Raw genomic sequence first — 270 nt, forward strand, 5'->3', positions numbered from 1 at the left:
TGAACTGGGACTCGATGCTCATGGGGTTACTCCTCGATGTCGGTGCGGGGTCGCGTGCGGTGTGAGCCGGTTCAGGAACCGGTCGTCCCGCCGCCCCCGGCGACCGAGTCGGCGTGGGTCACGACGTGGTCGATGAATCCGTACTCCAGCGCCTCCGGCGCGGTGAACCAGCGGTCGCGGTCCGAGTCGGTGTGGATCTGCTCGACGCTCTTGCCCGTCTGCTCCGCGATGAGCTCCGCGAGGACGCGCTTCATGTGGAGGATGAGCTCG

General features: G+C 67.4%; 1 protein-coding gene. It reads right to left on the reverse strand.

Annotated features, from left to right (window positions below):
• Window positions 1-71: 71 nt before the first annotated feature.
• On the reverse strand, window positions 72-270 hold a 199-nt coding region (locus AC1ECF_RS17625), incomplete at its 5' end, for a ClpP family protease (protein WP_480390741.1).

It is taken from the genome of Psychrobacillus sp. Z3-81 (assembly GCF_056620325.1).